This is a genomic window from Paenibacillus allorhizosphaerae (genome assembly GCF_042659105.1).
Lineage (GTDB): Bacteria > Bacillota > Bacilli > Paenibacillales > NBRC-103111 > Paenibacillus_G > Paenibacillus_G allorhizosphaerae.
Genome location: NZ_JBHSRV010000031.1, coordinates 1 through 23,957, shown reverse-complemented (window position 1 = coordinate 23,957; position 23,957 = coordinate 1). Strand labels below are relative to the sequence as shown.

The 23,957-nt window shown below is 45.8% G+C and carries 22 protein-coding genes and 4 pseudogenes; 5 read left to right on the top strand and 21 right to left on the bottom strand.

The features are described from left to right. The 4 genes and pseudogenes from ACFQI7_RS36360 to ACFQI7_RS36345 form a co-directional block, all read right to left on the bottom strand. Positions 1-154, bottom strand: a 154-nt coding sequence (locus ACFQI7_RS36360) for a nucleotidyltransferase domain-containing protein (protein WP_377518516.1), incomplete at its 3' end; no start/stop codon positions are given. A gap of 156 nt (positions 155-310) precedes the next feature. After that, positions 311-1,048 carry a metallophosphoesterase family protein gene (locus tag ACFQI7_RS36355; protein ID WP_218103129.1) on the bottom strand — a complete coding sequence of 246 codons (738 nt, stop codon included), beginning with the start codon at positions 1,046-1,048 and terminating at the stop codon, positions 311-313. A 167-nt stretch (positions 1,049-1,215) separates the two neighbouring features. Continuing rightward, a pseudogene (locus tag ACFQI7_RS36350) lies at positions 1,216-1,782 on the bottom strand (maltose acetyltransferase domain-containing protein). Positions 1,783-2,021: 239 nt separating this feature from the next. Further along, positions 2,022-3,062 (bottom strand): ankyrin repeat domain-containing protein, encoded by a 1,041-nt coding sequence (locus ACFQI7_RS36345; protein ID WP_230415708.1) that lies wholly within the window; start codon positions 3,060-3,062, stop codon positions 2,022-2,024. Between the two features lie 1,242 nt (positions 3,063-4,304). On the opposite strand from ACFQI7_RS36345, the gene ACFQI7_RS36340 reads away from it, so the two are divergent. Then, the gene (locus ACFQI7_RS36340) at positions 4,305-4,724 is read left to right on the top strand and encodes an AraC family transcriptional regulator (RefSeq protein WP_377518514.1); all 420 of its coding nucleotides are present in this window, start codon (positions 4,305-4,307) and stop codon (positions 4,722-4,724) included. Between the two features lie 132 nt (positions 4,725-4,856). Then, on the top strand, positions 4,857-5,045 hold the full coding sequence (locus ACFQI7_RS36335) for a VOC family protein (RefSeq protein WP_218103126.1): 189 nt from the start codon (positions 4,857-4,859) through the stop codon (positions 5,043-5,045). Positions 5,046-5,309: 264 nt separating this feature from the next. Here ACFQI7_RS36335 and ACFQI7_RS36330 read toward each other — a convergent pair whose 3' ends face one another. The 3 genes from ACFQI7_RS36330 to ACFQI7_RS36320 are packed head-to-tail and all read right to left on the bottom strand — an operon-like array spanning position 5,310 to position 8,866. After that, positions 5,310-6,005 carry a 2-phosphosulfolactate phosphatase gene (locus tag ACFQI7_RS36330; RefSeq protein WP_218103125.1) on the bottom strand — a complete coding sequence of 232 codons (696 nt, stop codon included), beginning with the start codon at positions 6,003-6,005 and terminating at the stop codon, positions 5,310-5,312. A gap of 48 nt (positions 6,006-6,053) precedes the next feature. Continuing rightward, positions 6,054-7,388 carry an ABC transporter substrate-binding protein gene (locus tag ACFQI7_RS36325; RefSeq protein ID WP_218103124.1) on the bottom strand — a complete coding sequence of 445 codons (1,335 nt, stop codon included), beginning with the start codon at positions 7,386-7,388 and terminating at the stop codon, positions 6,054-6,056. A 44-nt stretch (positions 7,389-7,432) separates the two neighbouring features. Beyond that, a complete protein-coding gene (locus ACFQI7_RS36320; RefSeq protein ID WP_218103123.1) occupies positions 7,433-8,866 on the bottom strand; it encodes an alkaline phosphatase family protein in 1,434 nt (477 codons plus the stop codon). 174 nt (positions 8,867-9,040) lie between these two features. On the opposite strand from ACFQI7_RS36320, the gene ACFQI7_RS36315 reads away from it, so the two are divergent. Both ACFQI7_RS36315 and ACFQI7_RS36310 read left to right on the top strand, forming a co-directional pair. Then, entirely contained in the window at positions 9,041-9,814 is a 774-nt protein-coding gene (locus ACFQI7_RS36315) for a helix-turn-helix domain-containing protein (RefSeq protein WP_218103122.1), read from the top strand. Between the two features lie 96 nt (positions 9,815-9,910). Continuing rightward, positions 9,911-10,024: pseudogene (locus ACFQI7_RS36310) on the top strand (DUF4023 family protein); the annotation flags it as partial. A gap of 182 nt (positions 10,025-10,206) precedes the next feature. On the opposite strand, the gene ACFQI7_RS36305 reads toward ACFQI7_RS36310, so the two are convergent. The 5 genes from ACFQI7_RS36305 to ACFQI7_RS36285 form a co-directional block, all read right to left on the bottom strand. Further along, positions 10,207-10,368, bottom strand: coding sequence for a transposase domain-containing protein (locus ACFQI7_RS36305; RefSeq protein ID WP_230415706.1), 162 nt, complete (start codon positions 10,366-10,368; stop codon positions 10,207-10,209). Continuing rightward, on the bottom strand, positions 10,341-10,547 hold the full coding sequence (locus ACFQI7_RS36300; protein WP_230415713.1) for an IS66 family transposase: 207 nt from the start codon (positions 10,545-10,547) through the stop codon (positions 10,341-10,343). Before ACFQI7_RS36300 ends, ACFQI7_RS36305 begins: the two co-directional genes overlap by 28 nt. A 560-nt stretch (positions 10,548-11,107) precedes the next feature. Further along, positions 11,108-11,224 (bottom strand): transposase, encoded by a 117-nt coding sequence (locus ACFQI7_RS36295; RefSeq protein WP_218103119.1) that lies wholly within the window; start codon positions 11,222-11,224, stop codon positions 11,108-11,110. Between the two features lie 196 nt (positions 11,225-11,420). Further along, positions 11,421-12,020 carry a short chain dehydrogenase gene (locus ACFQI7_RS36290; RefSeq protein WP_218103118.1) on the bottom strand — a complete coding sequence of 200 codons (600 nt, stop codon included), beginning with the start codon at positions 12,018-12,020 and terminating at the stop codon, positions 11,421-11,423. Between the two features lie 384 nt (positions 12,021-12,404). Next, entirely contained in the window at positions 12,405-12,536 is a 132-nt protein-coding gene (locus ACFQI7_RS36285) for a hypothetical protein (RefSeq protein WP_377518508.1), read from the bottom strand. An 866-nt stretch (positions 12,537-13,402) separates the two neighbouring features. Between ACFQI7_RS36285 and ACFQI7_RS36280 the strand changes: the two genes are divergently transcribed. Beyond that, the gene (locus ACFQI7_RS36280; protein WP_218103117.1) at positions 13,403-14,317 is read left to right on the top strand and encodes an ArsR/SmtB family transcription factor; all 915 of its coding nucleotides are present in this window, start codon (positions 13,403-13,405) and stop codon (positions 14,315-14,317) included. A 73-nt stretch (positions 14,318-14,390) separates the two neighbouring features. Here ACFQI7_RS36280 and ACFQI7_RS36275 read toward each other — a convergent pair whose 3' ends face one another. From ACFQI7_RS36275 to ACFQI7_RS36235, 9 genes and pseudogenes are all read right to left on the bottom strand, one after another. Continuing rightward, on the bottom strand, positions 14,391-16,316 hold the full coding sequence (locus tag ACFQI7_RS36275) for a PAS domain S-box protein (RefSeq protein ID WP_218103116.1): 1,926 nt from the start codon (positions 16,314-16,316) through the stop codon (positions 14,391-14,393). 277 nt (positions 16,317-16,593) lie between these two features. Continuing rightward, on the bottom strand, positions 16,594-17,451 hold the full coding sequence (locus ACFQI7_RS36270; RefSeq protein ID WP_377518506.1) for an aldo/keto reductase: 858 nt from the start codon (positions 17,449-17,451) through the stop codon (positions 16,594-16,596). Between the two features lie 131 nt (positions 17,452-17,582). Continuing rightward, positions 17,583-18,221, bottom strand: a complete 639-nt coding sequence (locus ACFQI7_RS36265) for a glycoside hydrolase family 2 TIM barrel-domain containing protein (protein ID WP_218103114.1) — start codon at positions 18,219-18,221, stop codon at positions 17,583-17,585. Positions 18,222-18,706: 485 nt separating this feature from the next. Then, positions 18,707-19,423, bottom strand: coding sequence for an SDR family oxidoreductase (locus ACFQI7_RS36260; RefSeq protein WP_218103113.1), 717 nt, complete (start codon positions 19,421-19,423; stop codon positions 18,707-18,709). 23 nt (positions 19,424-19,446) lie between these two features. Further along, positions 19,447-20,477 (bottom strand): annotated as a pseudogene (locus tag ACFQI7_RS36255) (NADH:flavin oxidoreductase/NADH oxidase). Positions 20,478-20,511: 34 nt separating this feature from the next. Further along, positions 20,512-20,954: pseudogene (locus tag ACFQI7_RS36250) on the bottom strand (2-oxoglutarate dehydrogenase E1). A gap of 138 nt (positions 20,955-21,092) precedes the next feature. Further along, positions 21,093-21,959 (bottom strand): SDR family oxidoreductase, encoded by an 867-nt coding sequence (locus ACFQI7_RS36245; RefSeq protein ID WP_218103112.1) that lies wholly within the window; start codon positions 21,957-21,959, stop codon positions 21,093-21,095. A 173-nt stretch (positions 21,960-22,132) separates the two neighbouring features. Then, positions 22,133-22,498, bottom strand: coding sequence for an IS66 family insertion sequence element accessory protein TnpB (tnpB, locus tag ACFQI7_RS36240; RefSeq protein WP_218103111.1), 366 nt, complete (start codon positions 22,496-22,498; stop codon positions 22,133-22,135). An 864-nt stretch (positions 22,499-23,362) separates the two neighbouring features. Further along, positions 23,363-23,626, bottom strand: coding sequence for an MFS transporter (locus ACFQI7_RS36235; protein ID WP_218103110.1), 264 nt, complete (start codon positions 23,624-23,626; stop codon positions 23,363-23,365). Positions 23,627-23,957 lie beyond the last annotated feature (331 nt).

Here is a 23,957-nt window from a genome sequence, read left to right as displayed (position 1 = left end):
ACGATTCAATTTCATATGCTCCTTGTTGGTCTGTTTGAATATCGATGTCTCCAGGTTCATACGGCAATCCTTGTAATGCAAAGCTTGTACTTCCTGTGAGAGCCCAATTAATTTGGGTCATTGAAAGCCGTTCGTAAATAAGTTCGAGTACCAATATTAATTCTGGAATAATCAAGCTTTTCGTCCCTCCCAAACATCATTAGTTCATAGGAATTATTCAATATATAACTAAATTATCCTGTTCGTTCAATGAGTATAAAATTGGAGCTACCCTGCGGCAGCTCCTCACTATCGTATCCCGTTAGCGTAATCAACGAAGCTGATCGCCGTGAAAAACCTTTAGGATAAACTCACGATCTGGGACATTTAACTTCGAATATGATTTTAAAAAATCTGTATTATCATAATTGACATCGTTTAATTCTGTCCTTGATTGAACGCCTGCAACATCAACAAGTGCAAAACGTGCGGTCGGCTTATTATTACAACCAAGAGAACCTGGATTTAAGTACGTTCGACTTTGATGATTAAAATAATGGATAGGATGGTGATGACCAAAACAAATAAGATTTTCTTGACGATCAGAGAACAACTTAGATAAATTATCTAAACTTGGTTCCACAATTGAACTGAATGGATCATTACTGATATGTTCGATAAGTTTGGATTGCTTTATGTGGTAATGAATTAATAGGACTCTTAGGTTATCTTGTGTAAGTTCTATAGACCTCGGCAAACTCCTCAGTTTTTCAATAAAGGAAAAATCAAGTCTATTGGCTATCCATTCATGATGACTCCTAACATGCGAATGGCTAACCGGATATTCTTCGCCATTAAGTAAAGCTAGGACAGCTTCATCGTGGTTACCGGTGACCATTGAAATATCATCCCTAGAAAACAACATATCGAGTACTTCATTACTATCCGGACCGATACCAATCATGTCACCAAGGCAATATATATGATTTACGTTAAATTGATCAATTGCTTGGAGTGCAGCCTTTAAAGCAGGATAGTTCCCGTGTATATCAGCTATGACGGCAAACATCGATAAAATACATCTCCTTTCTCTGCTCCTTCGTATGCAAACTATATTAGCACATATTGGAAGTATCCTGCCCGTTACTTCAATGAACATCAAAGAGGAGCTGTCCATTGCGGCAGCTCCACACTATCGTTACCCGTTAACATTCCAGTCAGATATTAAAGAATCAATTAAATATCAATGTTCTTAATAACTTTTGCAGGGTTTCCTCCTACGACAACATTATTGGGAATGTTTTTAGTCACTATTGCTCCTGACGCTATAACCACATTATCCCCGATTGTTACGCCTGGATTTATTACCGCTCTTCCTCCTATCCAAACATTGTTACCAATCGTTACAGGTTTCCCGAATTCAGCACCAGAAACCCGTTCAAAAGGATTGAGTGGGTGAGTGGCTGTATAGATATGTACGCCAGGTGCTATAAAACAATTTTCACCGATACGGACTTCACATACATCCAAAATCACACAATCAAAGCTTACCTAAAAATTGTTACCTACATGGATATTGTAGCCGTAATCACAACGAAACGTGGGTTCAATATAGAGGCTCAAGCCTGTTGATCCGAAAAGATTCTTAAGGATTTCTGTTCGCTTTTCATATTCAGTCTCCAGGGTTTGATTGAACAATCGAGACATTTTTCTTACATTCTCACGTTCTTTGGTTAACTGTGGGTCGGAAGCAAGATATAATTCTCCAGCTAACATTTTTTCTTTCTCGGTTTTGTTATCCATTCTGGACTTCCTTTCTTAAACGCTGAATTTGAATAAATTCATTATAACCCTAAAGCATTCAGCATAACTCCCGTTACTTCAATGAGTATAAAAGTGGAGCTACCCTGCGGCAGCTCCACACTATCGTTCCCGTTATTTCAACAAAATTAGTTTAGCTAAACCAAAAATGGTTCTCTTCTGTATGTATTCTCAAAAATGTTACTGCAGATTTTTAATTATGCTGCATAAACCGAGAAGCCTTATTTATAGAGCTCATCAATCGGCTGACCATTCAACACATGATTGACGAAGACCGGCAACCTCTTAATGAATTTGTTCCACTTCACGCCCCGAAAGATGAATAGCTCTTCATGCTCCACATCCAAGCTACCTAAACACTTTTGATCAGGGATCCATATGATAAAACCGGTACCGCCATAATTTTCGACGTCTTTTGCAAAGTCTAGAAATACCCTACCTTTCCATTCTATCGGCTTCACGTCAAAGATTGTTTCAAACTCAATGTATTCTGTAGGGCATGTCTCGGGGAGGTCAATGCGACGGTTTTCATTTCCGAGCCATTTGATGATGTCTGACGGCATTCCCATCTTTTTAAGCTCTACTGCCCGTTTATCTGCTTCATGCCATATGGACGGTTCAAGCTGCTTAATAAAATCCATCATTTCCTTATTATTATGTCGTTGTGCCTCTAGAAACGCACGGTTTCCGTACTTGTCTCTAATCGTCACGTCTGCACCGTGCTCAACCAAATATTTGACGATTTCAAAATGATTTCCGTCTGCAGCCATTTGGACGGGGGTCGTACAGTACGGAAAAACCTGATCGGCACCATTGAAATTGACGTCCGCTCCATTTTCGACGAATAAGCGGACCATTTCAAACTCGCCTTTCCAAGCTGCTGTGCGAAGTGCTTTTCCGCCAGAGTATGATTTCATATTAAAGCCAAGCTCAAGCAAATCACGGATACCTTCATAATTTTGAAAAGCAATCGCCCTATAAACAGCAGAAGTTTTCCCATGAGTCATAGCGTTAATATCCACACCGAGCGTAATTAACTTTTCAAATATCGATTTATTGCCATACCTAGCGGCCGCCGTGATTATGGGGTTGTCCTTGTCATTCAAATTATCAATTCTGTATCTGTCAATAATGTCGAACGCCCAATCCATTCGGTTATACTCAAGAGCATTTTCCAACACCTGATATGGCAGGATAGATCCTGCAGGATATTCGTATTTTTCTAATGTATCTATAAATTTCGTATAATCATTTTCCTTCAAACATTGCTGCACTTCTTCAAAAGATTAATCATAAACTCCCCCCATCTATACCCAGTTAAATATTACCACTATATCAACAATCCTGCTATTCTAACATAATTTTCGAAGATAACTGCCCTTTAGCTTAACGAGGCCGCCAGATCGATCCTGCGGCGGCCTCGTTAATGAATTTTTTTGCGCTATCGTTACCCGTATGAATGATCACAACGTTTAAGCCCCTGCAAAAAAATATTTATTGGCTGCAGGTCGAAACATAAGAATCAATGCCGTTATTACCGAGGCAAGATGAACAATTCGACTTAGTCCAAACAGAAAAGAGTGTAGTGTCATACTAGAAAAGGCTCCACCCAATGAATTCCCATCCAAAATCCACTTGACTGGATCAATAACCAATGATAAAGTTCCAATCCCCCCAAGAAGTATTGCTAAGACTATACGCGCCCAGTTTCTTCCTCGGTACATCTTTATAATGATATAAACAAGTCCTGCGAAGATTATCGTTCTGGTCCCAACCGCGATGAATATACTACTTCCTAGTCCTGAGTCTCTTGATAGTATTTCAATAACGGAGATAACCATTTCAAATACTCCTGCTGCGATTGCAACGAGCCAGAAAAGAAACGACTTTTTTATCTATTGCGGAACTTTCCTCAAATTATCCATAAAATATTCCTCTCCAGTTGAATTTTATATAGCTCATTTTATCTCGGAGAAGAAATGTCCCGTAACCATCCCAAGTCCAATTTATGGCACGACTATAGTCCAGTAAGCGGTAATGTCTTTACTAAATAATAGGCTAACAAATTCTGCTATCCTGCCCTTTAGCTTAATGGCCATTTGAACAAACATTACAAATTCAACCTTTACTATCACCGCGATTATGCACCTATGTTTGTGTCGCAAAACGATTATGCACCTATGTTTGTGTCGTGGCCTCGCGACACAAACATAGGTGCTTTGAAATAAAAAATCCCCAATTGACGGGGATCTAAAAGCACTCATGTTTGTGTCGCCGGACAGGATGACAAGAACCTTATCTCATAAATGACAAGAACCTTATCCCATTCCCAACAGAGGAAAACCCACCGCTAGTTGCGATGGGTTTCAATGCATTTTACTTCTTAAATTGTGAGCCTGGATACGTATTGATCGACGTAACTTCGTAAAGATATTTGTTGTTCTGTTTGAGGCTTTTCGAAATTTCTCATAGATACACTTAGTGGCGTGAACGAATTCATACCTATGCCGCTCACTGTACCACGTGATGGAATCTGGCTCCGACTTGCCCTCACATTGGAGGGAACGATACGCCGCAGTTCTTATGCCAGGCAAATCCTTTGCTCGCAGCAATTTAACGACGCGCGAACGCGCTGGACTCTTGCCGATTTGACTTTTCTGCGATTTGCACTTGAACGGCTTTACAGTACACAAGGTCATATCCGTATGAGTGCACTTTCCGCTGACTGTGATCTCTCCTTGCGCCAATTTGAACGACGATTTAAGCAGCGCATAGGCGTATCGCCCAAGATGTTCGCACGTATCCTTCGCTTCGAGGCGCTGCTTAACTCATTGATTCAGGAGCCAGCCCTTTCTTTCGCTGACGCCGCTTCTCGTCTTGGCTATCATGATCAAGCCCATGTCATCCATGAATTCAAGACATGATCGGGCTGCACGCCAACTGCGTTTCTCGAACGGGCAAAATAGCGGGAAATGCAAGGGCCTATCGTTCGCGATCCTCGCCATGCCTATGTGCCCTTATATATCGTCTAGAAAAAGAGAAGGAGTAGATGAAGTATGTCTTTCACAGAGCAAACATTTCAACTTCCCTGGCAAGGTATTCATCACATTGCCTTGCTGACAGTGGATCTGGATTCGACTATTCGCTTCTACCGGAACGTGTTGGGGATGCATACCAGTGGTATCGCCCCGTCCCAACAAGGACGCGGCAGACATTGTCTTATTTTCGTCAATGAAAAATCTTGAACAACGGCTACAAAGTGTCCCTAACAATGACTTGAATAAGGAACGTCTAGAGTGGCAGGCACGTTTAATTGGTACAACAAAACGCCGTAGGTTTAGAAGGAACCCCGCAAAATACTTGGAAGAAGTAGAAAAATGGTATTGTATGTTAATTGGTTAGTCGTAGAAAAAAAACAAATAAATCATTAGGGAGCACGCATTATAAAACGAGCCATCGATGATTCAGTGAGATCGCAGATTAGCTTCATACCATCATGAGACAGCCGGTTATAGGTTTATTTTTTGCAATCGAACCAACGATTCCCTGTAGGGCTCTGCTTTTAGGACAAAATTGAACTTATCCAAGCTTAAGCACAGATCAAAATCTCGGGGAGGAGCGGACGCCGGATCGCGCGTATCCAGAAACTTTCCTGTTCTACTTTCGTGACGCATAAAGTGTGCGATGGAATTGAAATCTCCCGGCTGTCCTTCCAGGACCTTCTTCACATATTGTGCAAACAGCGTATCTTCGTCCGCTTCTTCCTTCGCCTCCCACCCCATGCATACTAATGATACGTTGGCCGGCTCTTTCATACGGATGTAATCGATTATGGCTTGAGCGTTTACAAAGCTGCCTGTAATGATTTCATCCGCGCCTACTGCATTCGCGATTCCTTGCGTACCCGCGCTTGTTGTATGCACGACCGTCTTACCTGTAAAGTCCACGAATTCAATGGAAGAAGGGGAATTCCCGTAGTCGAAGCCGGGCTGAATGAGCCCTCCCCTTTCTCCCATTAAAATGTAATTCGGATTTTCCTCTTTTAACCTGTACGCCGTCTGGATATCTCCAACCGGAATTAAATCCTTGACACCATTGGCTGTTACAAAGCAGGCAACCGAGAAAGCCCGGAAAACATCGATGATAACGGTCAAGCCCTTGGCCTTGCGTGCTCCCTCGATTAGTTGATAAATATGGATCTCCATAAATGAGCGCTGCCCTTTCTCCGGCATGAATTAGCTGAAGTCACTTGCCTATTGACCCGATTTAATGACTTGATCAATGTTCCCTTTGGCAACATCCGCTTCTTTCCGCAATGCGGTGTTCAAATCTGTGGATCCCGTTACAATCGCCTCGACTGCCCTTACCGCCGCTGTTACGACATAATCCATGTGTATACTTGTTTCTTTAGTTGGAGCGGTCTCCAGGGCCGTAATAGCATTGATATTTTTCCCATCCAAATCCTTAAGGTCCTTGAAAATTTGCTTTTTGATAGCATCATCCTTTAGAACGGTCATGACTCCGCTCTTGTTCTGTTCGAGCTGGACCTCGTCGGAAAGAAGATGAGCAATGACTTTAAAGGCGGCATCTTTATTCTTAGAGGTGGGAGTAATGGCTAAAAGTCTTGTATATTCCTGCGTGCCTAGGTTCGGGAGATCCTTGAAGACCGGCATTGTCACTAAGTCCCAATCCATCAAGCCTTTTTCAAGGCGGGCTACGGTATCCATATGTGCCAGGTGGCCTACATACATCGCCACATCCTGATCCTTAAAGAAAGAATTGAGCGAGCCAAAATTTTTGCTGGTTGGACGGTTCCCGGGTACCTCGTATATTTTCAACAGCTCACTCAAATAATCGGTCCAAGCGTTGCTTGCAATCAATGGAGTATTGGTTTTGTTGTCAACTAGAGGAATGGATCTCTGATTGCTGTGAATTAAGAAGTTGGGGGTTATATCCAAGCCGCGGTACGTTTTCCCTTCTTCGTTACGGGTAAGCTTTCCTGCCAAGACCCGAACTTCCTCCCAGGTCATCTTATCCTTCGGATAAGGAACGCCAAATCGGTCAAACAACCCCTTGTTGTACATCAGAACTAGCGTTTCTCTGGATACGGGCATGAATTCGATTTTTCCCGGATCCGAGTAAGCTTTCATTTGGACAGGCAGTGTAGGCTGCAGACGCTGCAGGTCAAAATTGTATTTTTTTATTAACGGCGTAAGATCGTCAAATACCTCCATCGGCTTCTGCTTGCCGAACCATGCCGGTGTCGTGTAGAACAGGTCGGGCGTTTCGCCTTGAGCAATCAGCTCCTCCATACCGGCCTTGCCGGTAGTAGCTTTAGGAGACAGCCGAACCAAGTTTACGTTTGGAAACTTCTTTGCGATTGGATCAGCGAAATATTGTTTGTATTTGGCGTCATCCAGCGTAGGGATATACGCCTTCAAAGTGATCGGTTCACTGATCGTGTCGAGCAGATTGCTCTTGGGCTCCGGACTTGCTGCCGGAGCAGCGGATTCGCTGGCACAACCGATTGTCACCTGCATGGCGATGAGAACTGCAGTACTGATGCTTGCTAATTTAACAAGATTCATCGTGTCCACCTCGTTTAATAATATGGTTTGCCTTGCTATCGCGACTATTCCTTAAAGAAGGAGCCGCCGATATATCGGGTTCCGTTGACTTGGAATATACGGAGTCCTTTCGTTTCCTCGGGGTCGGCGAATATCACCTTCTCCGAGCATTGCGGAATGTCGTCTACGCCCTTGAATCCTTCATAAAGAACGCGCCCATCAAAACCGTTCTCCGATAGCCCCAAGAGATGACAAACGGTCGGGGCAATATCTACAATCCCGCAGGGGATGTCAGATACAGCGTTTTCCTTAAAATCCGGACCATATCCGACGCAGAAAGCTTTCATCTCGTAGGGACTCGTCGATCCGTGAGTAGATCGCCTGTCCTTGGAAATGTTGTGTAAAATACCCGGAACGCCAAACAGATTAGGGGAATCGCTCCATACGGGATTCACGGCAAGCACGGGAATTCGGTTATGCTCAATAGGTCCCAGCAGCTCCTCCATACTGATAACTCCCGAAAGCCCGTTCGCATATTCAGGATGGGCAAATACAAGTCCGCACCAGATCTGTTTATTTAACCAATCCACCAAATGCTGGAGCTGTGACCGTTCTGGACTCCCTTGGCCGAAGTAGTACACATAATAATCCGACGTCCCCCACGTTTTGGGTAAATGATTGTCCTTCTCGTACTCCTTCAGCCAATCGCCTAGATGCTTTTGGGGCTCTACGCTAATGTGGCCGTGATCGCTGATCAGAAGCAGATCGAGCTGATCTTCAAGAGCTAATCTCTTTATGGATGCCACTACATCCGTTACGCATTGATCAACAAACTTCAGCGCTTCGATTGCTTCCGGAGACCCTAAACCATAAGAGTGGTTGGCTGCATCCGGCTCTGTGATCCAAAGCACCATAACCTCGTTGTCCGGATCGGGCAGAATCGTTTCGGTCAATACGTTGACTGCCCACAGCGTCTTTTCTCTCTTGAGCGCCGTGGTCTCTTCCGCGGGAGGGCCAATCAGACGGTGTGCTTCAACGAGACTTGGACTGCCATAGGTCGAGGCGGAATTCATAATATTTTCCGGATTGTTAAAATCCCAAATGAACGAAGCGCCAGGCGAGCTGGAAGCTGCGACTGCAAATCGTTTCCCGTTAGCCTTCAATCGGTCGCCCAATGTCGGCAGCAGCAATAAAGGGCCTCCCGTCTCTTTATGAAAAGCTCTCAAATGCCGGTCATTGCCGGTTTGGACCCACCCATTGTCCAACGGAAAGCCCGGGATGTGCATACAGTTGCCAAATACGCCATGACGGCCGGGATATGCGCCTGTCGTTAATGTGCTCATGCTTATGCGGGTTGCCGAAGGGTAGGAGGAATGAAAAGATGAGAAGCGTGTCCCTTTCTTCAAGATTTCACAATAGGTGGGCATATGATCGGCACTTATGTTGTCTGGCCTTAATCCGTCTGCTCCAATAATAAGTACTCTGCGTCGCTTTTCCATTTGAAGAACGTCCCTTCTTGATTTGCTCATTATTGTATAATAATTTTATTGCAACTTAATTGTATCAAGGGGATTACATGTTTACTATTTACGATACTTTTATTTACTTGTATGATACTTTAATATCGTTTTGTAATTGAAACCCACTTAATTACGAAGGCGGAGGGAATGTGAATGACGATTAAAAATGTAATTCTGCTGGACTTTTCCGAACAATGGAAAGCGTATAATAAGATTCTGACTTCCCCGCATCATTTGTTGATTTTTGTCGAAAAAGGAGCATGTGCATACCGTATCGAGGGGACTCAGTATGTCGTGGAAAAGGGAGATGTATTATTTATTGCAGAGGGGTTGGGACGGCAAGGCGAAGCTGTCAATGAAGATGCTCATACCAAATATTCGATCCATTTTACAGGAGACGATGTTTTCCAACACTTTCCAGACCTGAATAATAAAGCGGTAGTATTCAAAACGGCGTCGATTCATTCGTATTTAAAGCAGTCCTACGCCCAAATGTATACCATTTGGGCCAAGAAGGATATGTATTATAAACCGATCTGTGAGTATATGCTGCTGGAATTGATCGTGCGTATTCATCAAGAGTCTATGGTGCAGCAAAGATCAACCAAGCAGCCAAGCGTTGTTCAGAAGGTTCGCAATTATATTACGGAGTATTACCGGGAGCCTCTTTCTATTAAAGAGCTGGCACTTTTCGCCAAGAGAAGCGAATCGCATATCATTACAAGCTTCAGGAAGCACTACAACATGGCTCCTCTTGAATACATGCATAGGATTCGTATTACGAAGGCTGAGGAGCTGCTCTTAACAACTGGAGCTAATATCGAAAATATTGCGATTGAGCTTGGCTATTATGATGCTGCACACTTCAACCGTTTGTTCAAAAAGTTGACCGGAATGTCCCCATCGATGTATAGGAAGCTGCAGTAACGACCAAGAATATGGAAATAAAATTCGGCAACCCTAATGGGGCAGCACATCTCACAACGAAGGAGGCGCATTCTATGAACGAACGATACGAAACAGTTCGTTGACAGTATTCATAAGAAGCAGGCAAAGGATGAGAAAAACCGCCGTACACAAGGCAAAGGAACCCCATCTGAACAGATGCCGACCAAACAACACAGCAAAAATCCATAACGTATTGGACAAGCCCAAAACCCCGTCAGTTCTTACATCGTATGACTCAAATCCAGCACACGTGGAAAGGAGATCGTACAGATGAGAATTTGAATAGAGCTGTCGCGCGAGGAACAGATGCGGATCATGAGTTAAAGCATGCCAAATAGCCCCCCACTATTCGAGAAAGTTACCGATATGAGTTATTTGGAGAATATGCGGCATATCAGCGGCAGAGTAGTTGACCAAGGCGCCAACTTGCTTAACGCATCCGGATCTTTTGGATCGGCAAGCTGCGGCAACTGCTCAAACAAATGCTGTAAATATGCATGCGGCTTCAAAGCATTCGCCTTCGCCGTTTCCACGACACTGTAGATCGCACTTGCCTTGGCTCGCGCGGTGTATTGCTAAAGAGAAAGTTTTTTCTTCCAAGCACAACCGGCTTGATCGACCTCTCGCTTCGATTGTTGTGAATCTCGATGCGTCCATCTTGTAAGAAAACATTAAGCTTCCCCCACCTGTAGGTAATCGCCTGTCCGTGCAATCCTTTGGGCAATACCCGCTATCGCTGCGTCTCCAGCCAAATCAGGGACTTGTCCAAAATGGGCTTGCTCTCGGCCAGCCGGGTGGTATAACGCGCTTCCGGTGAGGCAACCTTCCATTTGCGTTCCACCCTAAAGAGGGCGTTGTAGAATGCCGATCCCTCCGCAGCAGCCGTTTGCGAACGCTATGCGGCAGGCACAGCCTGAAGGGCATCATGATACATTATATTCTCAGTTTCAACCTTCCGACGAATTGCTTATTTTATAAACTTTGATCACTGTGGCTGGATCAAAATGGTAAGTATATTTGAGTATTAAGATAGTTCCTTGTCTCTTTCGTCAAACTTGAGTTTTACGTAATAGAAAATGAAATAGAAGGAGCGGTCACTTACCTCGGCAAAGTGTTCGGCGACACAAACATATGCGCTTTCGCGACACAAACATATACGCTTTCATCGAATTTCAGTTAACCGTTTCTGCTCGTTTCTGCTGGGGCACATTCTGACCTAAAATAAAAAAGGTTCCATAAGTCGCGTTCTAACAAGAACGATCCTCTGGAACATTACAAAGTGTTTTCACTTATCCCCAGTTCCCGGGATACTTGCGCCACCGCTTTACCTTCTTCTTGAATCATCTGAATCGTTTGCAATTTAAACTCTTTGTCGTACTTTTTAGTCATGTCGGACACCTCGAATTAAGATATTTTTTATTCTATCTCATTCTCGGTTCTCCGTGTCCACTTTTTAGTCTAGCAGCACAACGACTCCGCATTCCTTATATACCCCGTAGAACTCACTAGTTGTTCTAGAATTAACCTGCCCGTTACTTCCTCCAGGCAGCCCCACGCTATCGTTACCCATTAATGCAATACTGTTTTAATATACAGTATATGTTTGGCCCGTTTGTCCACCTTCTACACTTTTTCGAAAAGCTAATGCAACCCTGCTTACAGGCACAGGTTCAAAACCAGGAAAATACGGACCATACTTCTTTATTGATTCTTTTACTACATTAGGGCTTACACTGTTAATACGTATCCCTCTAGGCATTTCTATTGCCGCGGATGTAACAAAGGCTTTAAGGGCTCCCCCGGCCATCGCGGATGATGTCCCACCTACAATTGGGTCGTCCATAATAATTCCCGATGTCAAAGTAAAACTACCACGATCATTTACGTAATGATGACCAAGCAATACTAAGTTGACTTGCCCTTTTAACTTGCTTTGAATTGAAATCTCATTATTTTCCGGAGTCAATTCGAGAAAAGAACCGAAATGCGTGCTTCCAGTAGTACTTACCACAGCATCTACTTTACCAACCGTCTGATACATGGCTCTGATACTTTCCGGAGATGTAATGTCAACAGACACATCGGCACCATTCCTGCCAGCAGAAATAAACTCATGGCGGTCTGCCAACTCTTCACGAACAGCGTTTCCGATCGTTCCACTTGCTCCAATTAATAATATCCTCATGGAAGTCCCCCAAAATGTATTGTGATAGCATAGTCCAAATAGAAAAGCCACGCTTTGATATTAGAACTAAATAGACCAACTATTTATGGATTTTAAGGAGGTGCTTACATACTCATTAGCACTCTCTTCTATTTGATCATCATTTTTCTCGTCAGGATATACCATATCTAAATGATGATTGTTAGTTCATCGTGATTTCTAGTATGTTTAACCCATGTTTTAATTACTTTAGATTCCTCAAATGTAGAGTGACATAGAATTATTAGGGTTTTCATGTCGGCACCTCATTACTTTTGGCATTATTCTGAAGAAAGCTTAACTGTTCGGTAGCGCGCATCACTTCAAGAGCTGCCCAAGAATTATGCAAAGTTTGATTCGTGGGGACTAAGAACAATGCCAAAATAAATACAACAATTCTTCCTTATAACCGAAAGCAAGCATCAATCCGCCACCTAGCTCCACTATAATTGCCCCTACAAGAAGCAAAGCAATGAAAGGTAGTCCTTTTATTGCCATCCATCCAGCTGTAATTTACCAACTTATAAATTTGAAGAATCACATTTAAGCGAAAATAAGACCGATTATGACCCTGCCTATCACATATTCTATACTTTTCATATTCATGCCCCTCCAATAACATCATTTCTGTTTAATCCTTTATTCAACAAATGCTTGATATCCCATGCCCTTGATTGTATTAAGAACATCTTCTAGTGAAGCGCGCTCAGTAAGAATGATTGCTGCTGTTCTTTCTTCAAAATCCACTTTACCTGTTACTTCTTTAGAGTAGCAAGTTTATTTTCGATTTGGCTACACATGGTTTGCAACCCATACATTCAATCTTGATTGTCACTTGCTGATTGTTCAAATTGTTTCCTCCTTTTATAAAATATACCCATTGGGGGTATATTTCTGAGACTCATAATACTATGCCCCCCTTATGTATGTCAATGATGGAGATTTTCTTTCAGTGCTGGTAAAATACGCGGCTATAAGCCGAGTATCGATTGCGTGCATCCACTATGTTCGAAAACGAATGTCATTCTTACCCACTTCAGGCTTGAACTTCAGTTGGTGAATTATGAAGCGGTTTCAAATACGGAAAACGTTTGCATAAATGCCAGTCTGATCACCTGCCCCCCGCTGTTCTTCATCTCCTGCCGGGTTCTCGGTTGAAATTAGCCCCTCATAAGCTGCGTGTGAGGATACTCCTGCCTCATCCATGCTTGAGCCATATCCGCACTCCTTTTCTTATGTTTAATAAAAAAATTATCTTTATTCTATGATGGTTAATATAATAGAACCCTCATTCCTTTTTGTCAACGAAAAGTTGATTAATTAACATTTAGGTTATATAATGGGATGGATTAGGAGCTTGCTGTATGAAAATAGACGTGACTACGAGAAATATGAACGTGCTGGAATGCTTTTCTTCCGAAACGCGCGTTCGGATCATTGAATTATTGAATGCGAAGCCTTATAACATTGGCGAGCTCGCTGAGGCATTAGGATTGTCCTCAGCCATCATTACAAAGCACATCCAGAAGCTGGGGGAAGCCGGGATTGTTTCCACGGAGAATACGGTAGGAAAACGAGGCACGCAGAAGCGCTGCTCATTGAATGTGGATAAGCTGACGTTAGTACTCCGAACCGCCGAAGAAGAAAAGCCGGGGAGCCAAAGCGGATTCGCGGTCGACCTTCCGGTTGGACAATACATCCGGCATGAGGTTCACCCCACTTGCGGTTTGGCGTCCACCTACAAGCGCATCGGCATGATGGACGATCCGCGTTATTTCGACGATCCCGAACGTATGACGGCAGAGCACCTCTGGTTTGCAAGCGGTTTTGTCGAATATCGGATTCCGAATTATTTGGTGGGAAAGGAAGTCGCGTCCAGCTTGAGCGTTTCTTTGGAGATTTGCTCGGAGGCGCCTTTTTATAATGACAATTGGCCGTCGGATATTACCTTCTCCATCAATCACATCGATGTTGCTACTTGGACCTGCCCGGGGGATTTTGGCAGCAAGCGCGGAAAATACACGCCCGAGTGGTGGGTGGATACACAGTACGGACTTCTTAAGGTCCTCTCTATTACCGATGAAGGTACGTTTATCGATGGGGTCAGATTTTCCGACATTCGCATTCATCAACTGAACATCCAAGCAGGACAGGAGCTGCTCTTTCGGATCTCGTCTCCCGAATCCGCTGCGAATTGCGGGAATTGTGGAGGCGTCAGCCTTTTCGGCAAAAACTTCGGCAACTATCCGCAGGACATACGGGTAACGATCACCGTGTAGAAGTGGCGAACTCAAACAACCTAAAACCCCATGCATGGGTTTTAGGTTGTTTCACATTTACTTTGAACTCATCCTAATGATAAGGTTGCTTTTGTTCTATGTTTCCTCGGCTATGCACATACGCAAGCAATATTTTTCTAATGATGTCGATCTTCACAGGCTTGCTGACATAATCGTCCATTCCCGCCGCCAGGCATTTCTCGCGATCGCCTTTTATCGCGTTCGCGGTAACGGCCACAATACGGGGGCACCTCCCAGACGGCAGCTTCTCTTTAATCGCTCGCGCCGCATCCACGCCATTCACGATAGGCATGTTGATATCCATAAAGATGATATCGTATGTTTCATTAAGCGCCGCTTCAATGGCCTCTTTGCCGTTGACGACTGCGGAGACGTTGTGACCCATCTTTTCGAGCAGCTTCTTCAACACCAGCGTGTTGATCGCATTGTCCTCCGCAATTAATATGTTCAGTTGATCCACTGCATTGGAAATCGAATGCTGGGGATGTTCGAAGTCGGCGGCCGTCATTTCGTTTAGCGGAATGGTGAAGCAAAAGGTTGAGCCGTTCATGCCATCGCTTTCAGCATGGATTTGCCCGCCCATCAATTCCAAGAGCTTTCTGCTTATCGAAAGCCCCAGACCGGTCCCTTCGTGCTTACGCGTCATAAAGCTGTCGATCTGAGCGAACGGTTCAAAAATTTCTTCGAGCCGCTCCGTCGGGATTCCAATGCCCGTATCCGCAACGGTGAAGTCCAATCGCGCCCGGTCCCCCTTGACTTTCTTGACTGCCACCGATACACTCCCGCGAGGTGTAAACTTGACCGCGTTGCTCAGCAGATTTAAGAGCACCTGCTTGAGCCGATCGCCATCCCCATAAATGTATTCGGGCACGTCGTGACTGATAGAGTACGATAATTCCAGTCCTTTTTCATCCGCCTTGGCGGAAACGACAGAAAGGCTGTCCTTAATGCACAAACGCAAATCGAAAGTTTCTTCTTGCAGTTCCGTTCTTCCCGCCTCAATTTTTGAAAGGTCGAGAATGTCATTAATAATACCAAGCAGGGTTTCTCCGCTTTTACGAATGATCTCTACATATTCTTTATGCTCAACTTCAAGATTCGCCTCCAGAAGAAGGTCGGTCATGCCGATGACGCCGTTCAGGGGCGTTCGAATTTCATGGCTCATCATTGCAAGGAATTCGCTCTTGGCTTTATTCGTAGCTTCAGCCATTTCCTTGGCCAGCACCAGTCTTTTCTGCTCGGAGATGTCCTTGCAAATCAGATAAAAGCCGATATTTTTTTTGTTTACAAAGATCGGTGCAATACTGGTGAGCACTTCGATGGTATAGCCGTCTTTGGTGACAACCGTGTCGATTCCTTCTTCTACCGCGCTATCGTGAAGAGCATCTTTCAAAATCCACTCCACATTGGGCTTTCCGATCAGATGGGCAAGCTCCATGCCTTTAAGTTCTTCCTCAATGCGGTAGCCGGTCAGCTTCTCCGCCATCGTATTTGCGTGGATGATTTTTCCTTGCAAATCGAAAGAAACAACGGCGTCATGATTATATTTTTTGAGCGACGTGTACCGTTCAACCGTTTCTTGCAGCCGCTGCTCTGATTCCTTCTGAGCCGAAATATCTATGATCTGTGCGATATAATAAAGCGGCTGCCCCTCATCATTACGGAACAACCGGACGGAAACAAGCGCCCACATCGTCTCGCCGTTCTTTCTCAAATACCGCTTCTCTATTTGCACTTCGCTTTTATTGTCTTCCATCATCTGCTTCAGGTCATTGATCGTTTTGACTTTATCTTCAGGATGTGAAAAAAAACCGAATTGCCTGCCGTCAAACTCTTCCTTGGTATATCCGAAGATCCGCTCTATCGCAGGGTTAACGGTTAGAATTAAACCGTCCGGAGCAATAAGAGCAATGCCAAGGCAGGCATATTCAAAGACCTGCGCGTTGAAGGCGTTTGGATCCAAGTTAACGCGATGCATGATGAACACCTCCAGCCTTTAAATTCCTATGGTTGAACCATCCGTTGAACGCTATTTATTGGAGAACGTCTTTCCGACACGCGTCCTCGAAAGGATAGCTGTCATGACTTCCAAATTTCCGGTATTGTAATTCGTGTTTTATTATACCATAGGCCGTGGTCAAATCAGGAAGATTGATTTATCACGGTTGTTCCACAGCAAATAAGACATCGCTCTGGGCAATGGTCTTATTCGTTGAAGCCTACGGACTTGTTTTCGCTGAAGTGCCGCCATCTTTTTATATGATATCCAGCGGCACTTTTTTTGTAGGCTTTGGAAACGCCGCATCCAGCCGGCGAATATCTTCTTCCGTTAATTCAATATTCCCGGCAGCCGCATTTTGTCTCACATGCTCTTCGGTCGATGCTTTCGGCAGAGCAATCACATCCCCGCTCTGTATACACCAGGCGAGCAGAAGCTGGAACGGCTCTATGCGATGGTTCTCGGCGATTTCTTGCACGACCGGGTTCTGAACGAGTCCTTTTCTTAATGTCCCTGCTTGAGCGAGCGGCGAATAGGCCATGATAGGAATGCCATGCTCTCTGTGCCAAGGCAGCAAATCGACCTCGATGCCGCGGGAACCAAGATGATACAGAACTTGATTAACGACGCAATGCGAACCGTTTGTTAGACGAATGAGTTCCTCCATATCGGCTGTATCCAGGTTCGAGACGCCCCATCGCAATATTTTCCCCGCTTCGACGAGCCGCTCCATCCCTTCTACCGTTTCGCTCAACGGAATGCCGCCTCTCCAGTGAAGAAGATAGAGATCAAGCCGATCCGTCTTCAGTCGCTTTAAGCTCCGCTCACAGCTACGCGCTATGCGATCCCGTCCGGCATTGTGCGGATATACTTTGGATATTAGAAACGTTTGATCCCGAATGCCGACGACCGCTTCACCAACCCGTTCCTCGGACAATCCTTCCCCGTACATCTCGGCCGTGTCGATCACGTTCATCCCGAGCTCCACACCTAGCCGTAAAGCGGCGATCTCTTGCTTTCTCATAGAACGCTTATCGCCAACATGCCACGTACCTTGTCCGATTGCCGGCACGGCCGTGCCGTCAGCCAGTATAACCCAATGTTTCATCAACATCCCACTCCTCCCTATGATACCTGAATGCATACGATAATCGATTGCCAGAAAGCGTATAAAGGGTGTAAAACAATGGTATACATAGGAGTTTATTCTATGAAAGGAGTCGCTTTCCTGCCGACCAAAGAAGTTTAAAGTTGCCGAAATGAAAAATCCGCACAGGCAACTGCATCGGTTACTCCTGCTGCGTGCCGGCCTTGCCTTCCCGGGCCCCTTGCCCGGTCCCGGAATCGGGGCGTGTCGCTGTGAATATCGGCGAACTGCCAGATGTACGTGCCTCCGATCTTCGGGTCGGCGCGGAAGGAAGCCAATGCCTTGGCGTGAATTTTCGCCTGATAATCCTCGCTGAACATCCGATCCTCTTCCCAGCCGACATCGCCGAATATACCTGCGCCGCCGAACTCCGTCATCAGCACCGGCTTGTCCCCTGCGCCCACCGATGCCGCATAAGCATGGAATTTGGGCAGGAACGCATCGAATTCCTCTACCTTGCCGTTGTACCACCCGTAGTACACGTTCAGTCCGATGACATCCAGCAACCCGAGGGTCAGATCCGTCAGCGGGCGGTGCGTAGCGCAGGTGACCAGACGAGAGGTGTCTTTGCTTCGCACCAGATCGACGTACGTTTTCGTAATCTCGTAGCCTTCCCGGGTGTTCGTATCGATCTCGTTATGAACAGACCAGAAGACGACGCACGGATGATGCAGGTCGCGATCGATCATCTCCTCGATCATCCGGTAGCCCCGCCCGATCACGACGGGATCGGCCAACTACTTCCTTCGGAAAGCCCCACATCGGGATTTCGCTCCAATATACGATCCCCCGTTCATCAAGAAGATCGAGCCAGTAAGGAAAAAAAATACTCTACAGCAACGGGCTGTAGAGCTACTTCATATAAAAAAAGGGGGTCGACTCTTATTATAGACTCCATATATTAATCTAAGGTGAAGGAATGATTTCAAGTTTATTGCAAATTAATACTTGGGTCAGCTGCGGCCCTTCTTTAACTTTCTATGAAGGCGAGAGCTCGAATAGGCGAGCCGGAACGAATTTACTTTCACACGTATTGTGCGAAGCTCTCCTGATATCCCGTGGAAAGCTGGTCAATTGCCAGCGATCCGGCCTTCCGGGCATAGAGCTTCTTGTGGCTTGAATATATTGGTTAAAGCTTGTTTGAAAAATAGGCCATGAACTCTACTCGCGTAGATATTCATGACCTTCTCAGTGCATCTTTAATATGTTTTACGTACTGAGTTTAGGACAGGAGCGCCCCGCCCTCAATCAGGATAACGGAGCCAGTGGTGAATCCGTTTTTCGCAAGGTAAACATAAGCTTCGGCAATATCTTCCGACTGCGCGATCCGTCCGACAGGCAATTGGCGTGCAATGGCGTTGAACATGGATTTCCGGTCTTCCTCCGGCATACCTGCGTAGACAGGCGTATCTACGATTCCGGGAGAAACCACATTGACACGAATCGGGGCAAGATCCACCGTCAATCCCCGCATTAAACCCTCCAACGCCGTGTTGATCGCAGCCAGCGTGGATGCCCCCTTCGGAGGCCGTTTGCCGTAAACGCCGGAAGTCAAGGAGATGGAACCTTCTTGGTTCAAATAGGGGATAGCCGCTTTAACGGTGATATACTGGCCCCAGAACTTGCTGTCGAAAGCAGTTTGCGCCTGTTCAACCGGCAATTCGCGGAACTCACCCATCGCGCCTTCGCCCGCGGTGATCACCAAGTGATCAAACTTGCCAACCTTTTCGAAAAATTCCGCGGCTTTCTCTTCACTCCGAAAATCCAGCTCGTAAGCTTCAACATTCCCGCCAAGCGTTTGTTTGGCTTCCGAGAGCTTGGCAGCGGAACGGCTTGCGATAACTACCTTTGCCCCTTCATCCAGAAATGCCTTGGCAGTCGATAATCCAATACCTGATGTGCCTCCTACAACTATGACTCGCTTCTCTTTCAATGACATTCGGATAGCTTCCCTATTTCCCATTAATGATAAGCCCGCTCATATTGCTTTGGAATGGTGGTATATTCACTTCTAAGCGATTTAGCAGCATGGATAGTCCAGTAAGGATCTCGAAGCATGCCACGGGCGATCGCCACTAAATCCGCTTCTTCGCTGCAGATGACGGATTGAGCAAGTGCCGGGTCCTCAAGCATGCCTACAGCTACGACGGGCACCCCAAGAGCCTCCCGAATTTTGCGCGCAAAAGGAACTTGATAACCTGGGTAGTTGCCAGGCTTTCTTTCCCCTACGGGTCCTTCCCCGCCAGAACTTACATGAAAGACATCTACACCTGCTGCATGGTAAGCTTTAGATAACTTAATGGCATGTTCCATACCATAACCCCCATCCGCGTACTCTACGGCAGTAATTCGGAAAAATAACGGCATATCTGCAGGCATTTCCTTTTTGACCGCCTGTATGACCTCTACCCCAAATTTGGTCAGGTCTTTTCCATACGCATCTTCGCGTTTGTTGGTAAAAGGGATTGAAACTGATGAATTAAATATCCGTGCGCCCCGTGAAGCTCAATCATATCTACGCCTGCCTGAACAGCCCGGCGGGCTGCATCAGCGTAGAGCTGTACCATCTGATTTACCTCATCGACTGTAAGTGCGCGGGGCATCTTATAGCGGGATCCCGGATATGGTATAGCGGAAGGGGCCACTGGCTCTTTAGCATCTTCCGCTTTTCGGCCAGCATGAGCAATTTGAATCCCAATCTTGGCCCCGTGAGCATGAACCCCATCAATAATTCTGGCAAATGCCGGAATATGGTCATCGGACCAAATCCCTAAATCAAAGTCGGTTATTCGACCATCCGGCTCAACGTCCGTCATTTCCATGATGATCAAGGCTGCACCGCCAATTGCGCGGCTAAGGTAGTGAACGTAATGCCATTCGTTGGGTTTGCCATCCCTAGCGGTTACGGAATATTGGCACATGGGGGCCATGACTACCCGATTTTTCAATTGTAAACCTTTAATTTCATAAGGAGAAAATAAGTGATTGGTCAAGTCAGAACCTCCATTAATTGATTGTTTACATAGGTCATATCATCAACTCTTCGCCTATCGGATATTCCCATAGTCCCAGTTTTCCCTTCACTGGAATATAAGGCTTCAGCAGACGGAAACCCGCTATTTCCCACGCAAAATAACCTGGACTGTAATCGCCTAACAGGAAGTCATCCCCCGTCACGCCTTCCCGCAATCCAAAATGGCTGACGTATGATTAGCGTCGATGACTTGATAACAATTCGTAAGCTCGCAAGTTGCAAGGATAACCCCCGTAGGGAGGTTTTGTTCCGTATAGCCATTCTTGGCGAGTAAAGAACGGATGGGTTCATATTTACAGGCCTGCTTATCGACTTTCTGGCTTGCATGAATGGCTAACGGTCCGCGATACCGGGTCTTCCAGGATCTTGTTTCATAGAGAGTCTCGCCTTGAACAAGCAGAGTCGCCCACGGTTGAATCATGGATAATACTTTCATTCCTCTACGCTCCATTACTGTTCATAATGAAGTACTATTCCCCAAACATTCTCCGGACTTTCCATACACGCATAAAAAAGACGCAATCCCTCCGGTCGCATTAGACCTTCGGGAACAACCTCTGTTTCGCACGCTCAATTAAGCCTGAATTTCGTTTACGATTTGACGTAGACCCTCTTCGAGTGACGTGGCCGGACGTCCAAGCAGCTTTTGAAGATCATTGCTCTCGACTTCCAATGCGCCATCGCGAATCGCACTCTGAATTCCAACCAGAATCGGAACGACCGGTTCAAGTACACCTACGCTGCTCATTATGCTGGCATAAGTTTCGTCATCCACTTGTTGAACGGGAACTTCCCGGCCCAAGACACCGGCAAGGACAGAAGCTAGCTCTTCTTGTGTAGCAAGTTTGCCGGACAGTTCATACACGGAATTCTCATGGCCAACGTCCGCCAGTACGGCTGCAGCTGCCTGTGCATAATCGCGACGGGTCGCCCAGCCTACTTTGCCGGATCCCGCCGAAGTCAACCAAGGTGCTCCTCCAAGGACTGCTTGAATGCTGCTAGTCTCGTTCTCCAAGTACCAGTTGTTGCGCAGGTAGGAATAAGGAATCCCCGAGTTTCTGATGGCTTCCTCAGTGGCACGATGCACCGGCGCAAGGAATATCCTGTTCTCGCTAGCATTTCCTAAACTGGTATAAGCAATGAAACCGACATTAGCGCGCTTAGCAGCCGCTACAGCCGCAGTATGCTGGCGAGTCCGAGTTTCGTTGTCGCCGTCCGTGGAAACGATCAAGAGGCGGTCGATACCTGCGAACGCTTTATCTAGCGTATCCGGCTGTTCAAAATCCCCAAGCCTTACATCAACGCCGCGAGCTCGAAGGCTCTCCGCTTTCTCCGGGTTGCGAACGCTGACGGCAAGATCCTTAGCCTGTACGGTTTCCAATAAAGTTTCTACTACAAGTGATCCCAATTTCCCTGTTGCGCCTGTCACCAAAATTTTCATCGTAATTCCTCCTATAGTAAGAATCTAATAATCACAGTCGTTATAACTACTTCGGTTACAACGACGGGCATTGGTGACCTTCGCCTTCGTTTAGGAATTATCTGACCATGATACTAGGATCTTTGAGGTTGGATGTGGGCACGGAGATTTTCCATTAGAATTCACTTTATTGGTCAAACTTTCCTCCTTGAAATCGGCTCCGTCCCGATCGCCGGATGGGCGTGCCGCTGAGACAGCGAAAGGCCGTCAAGGAGCCAGTGCAATTCCCGCTGCGTCAGGCAAAGCGGGGAACGGCCCTCAGCGGGCCATTGAAACGTCCCCCGTTCCAGTCGGCGGTAGTAGAGCCAGAAACCGGCGTGATCCCACTGCAGAATTTTGAGCTTGTCCCGTCTATGGTTGCAAAACACAAACAAAGCCGAGGAAAACGGACTGAGCGAAAACTGCTCCTGAACGATCGCTGCCAGTCCGTCGATGGATTTGCGCATGTCTGTGGAGCCGCAAGCCAAATAGACGCGGGACGCCGCAGCCGCGTTCAGCATAAATCCCTCAGTGCTCCTTTCGTGATACTAGCATTCACGCCATATCCCGATACCCTCATAACTGGTAAAGATTAATTATTGCTGAAACTATCCTGCCATTTCGTAATCCGGATCAACTGGAACTGAACCTGTTTAACGAGGCGGAAGTACTGGCTATCCCAAAAGGTCAAGAGCCGGGGATGGAGAAGATCACCTACGAGCGCCGCAAAATGACCGGCAAGCTTCATCCTTTGACATAAATACGGATGATATGCGTTTATTGCTAAATAAGTACAATTCTGGAATTGAATTTTACAGAGAATCATACATAGGTCTTGAAAACTATTATTTCTCTAAGAAACTGGATGATTTTAATAATTATTTAAACAGTGCAAAGAAAGCGGATAATGTTATTGATCCTGCTCGAGTAACGGCAAGTGATAAATATTTTGAATACTATGATTTAATCCAAAATTTTTAAATACATGAACCTCTGGTGCTCTCAGTGCAATCACGCCACACCAGAAGCATTATGGACCCGATCAGATCATAAACACGGTGTTTATCCAAAATGCGGTTGCAAACCATACCGAAATGCGGTCGAATGAGAAATAATCGCCGTGGCCAATCATTACCCCTACATACCGGATGAAAACGAGGATAACCTTGCACATCCGGCCTTATTCTTAGCACCACCAGAGTCTCTAAGGTGATGAAGCTGCGGCTCTCCGTCTGCACATTCCCGGCTGAGCTGGGCGAGCAATTTGGGTTGGCTTAGTTAGTATCTATTAATCGTTCTTGTATCCAGTCTGCGATTTTAGGAAGCTGATTTGTTGTTACACTCGTAAAAAACTGTATACCGACTTTTTCTGCAATTCCACGCTTCTATGCCATCGCAGGCCGCATCCGGGGTGTTATTACCAAAACGGGCCGGCGACTTACACGATCAAGAAGTACACCCGCCACCAATCCAAGCAACACGTACGGCAACCACCTAGACGAACTAATCCATCCCACATCGACTGTGTTGCCATTTAGGTTAACCACCACCAGAACTTGGAGAGCGAGCGTTGTAATATAGGTGCCAAAGTCCGAAATTGTCGAGGCAACCCAGAATCGTATATAATCCTTATGGTCGGTGAGTTTCACTTAAATCCCCCCGTTCTGAGCGCCGTATCACATCACTATGAAAACACTTACACACTAATATCATATTATAATTTTGAAGCATATTGTTTCTTGTATTGTTACAGAAGTTTGTAATTCACCACCCTCATGTTTTAACTAACCTGCCAGTTACTTCAACGATATCAAAGAGGAGCTGTCCTTTACGGCAGCTCCACACTATCGTCTCCCGTTAGCCCCCCATGCCCTGTCGGGCGCCACAGAGGATGAAAATTTTGGTGCGACGTTTTATACTATTCTTACGGCTGGTGAGGAAGGTCGTTGCGCTATGGTGTCACGAACCCATCCGTTAGTC